The following is a 1,327-nucleotide window of genomic DNA, read 5'->3' as shown; positions in this document are numbered from 1 at the left end:
GCTGTTCACGGTAATCCACCATTTCCAGCGTATACAGCGCGCCCTCCTCTACACGGCGTGTCCAAGCCGTATAACCCGAGGCATCTGGACGGAAGACTGTACGCAGCGCATCATGGTGCTTCACGAGGTGGTCCATGACTTGGCGAATCGCCGTCTCCTCAAAGCCCTCAGCGCGATAGAGCATGACCGCCTGATTAAAGTGCTGCGGACGCTCGCGCTCTTGGGCAAAGAACCAGTGCTGGATTGGAAGCAGCGCCGTTTCCCCGCTGACTTCTTCTTGACCTGCTATACGGCGGACCTCTTGCATATGCGGGGCCAGGGCTGCAACCGTTGGATACTGGAACAAATCCTTCATGTCCAGCTTATAGCCCGCCTGGAACGTACGGGATGCGATTTGGATGGCCTTGATGGAATCGCCGCCCAGATCAAAGAAATTGTCCAAAATACCGACCGTCTGTAGCCCCAGCACCGACTGCCAGACCGCTACCAAAGCGCGTTCTTGCGCCGTACGCGGCTCGGCATAATCGACTCCAGTTTGCAGGCTGCCTTCCGGTGCTGGCAGTGCTTTGCGGTCGATTTTGCCATTGGGACTCAGCGGCATTTGCTCCAGCTGTACAAAGTAGGACGGTACCATGTAGCTTGGCAGCTCTCGGCCCAGCTCACTTCTCAGCTCGCTGGCTCCTAGCTCTTGTCCCGCGACATAGTAGGCCACCATTTGTTTTTGGCCCGTTTCGTCTGCACGAGCCATGACAACCGCTTCTCGTACCGAATCCACTTGCAGCAGCTGCGTTTCGACCTCGCCCAGCTCAATCCGGTACCCGCGGATTTTCACCTGATGGTCGATCCGGCCCAGATATTCAATGTTTCCGTCCGGCATCCATCTCGCCAAATCGCCGGTGCGGTACATCCGTTCGTATCCGGCTTCCCCGCCGGCAAACGGATCTTTCACAAATTTCTCGGCCGTCAGCTCCGGACGGTTCAGATACCCTCGGGCTACGCCGACACCGCCGATGCACAGCTCACCCGCAACCCCAATCGGCTGCAATTGCTCCGTGCCTTCCTTCACGATGTATAGACGGATATTTTGAATCGGTTTCCCGATCGGGATCACCGCATATTCCTCATCCGGCTCGCAATCGAAGTACGATACGTCCACCGTCGCTTCGGTCGGACCATACAGGTTGACCAGCTTCGCTCCGGTCAGGCTCGACACAAGCCGCTGGAACCGGGCCACATGCTGTGGCGGCAAGGCTTCGCCGCTGGCAAAAACATGGCGTAGCGTTGCTAGCTTCGCTTGCATCACTTCCCGTGGCTGCTGCTCCACATA

The 1,327-nt window shown here is 57.6% G+C and carries 1 protein-coding gene; it reads right to left on the bottom strand.

What is annotated here, in order from left to right:
* A partial coding sequence (locus tag AC5V8P_RS25610; RefSeq protein WP_495474058.1) for an AMP-binding protein occupies positions 1 to 1,327 on the bottom strand: 1,327 nt, incomplete at both ends.

This window comes from Paenibacillus sp. N119s (genome assembly GCF_059447605.1).
The sequence above is the reverse complement of the archived record's forward strand: the minus strand, read 5'-3'. Positions and strand labels throughout refer to the sequence as shown.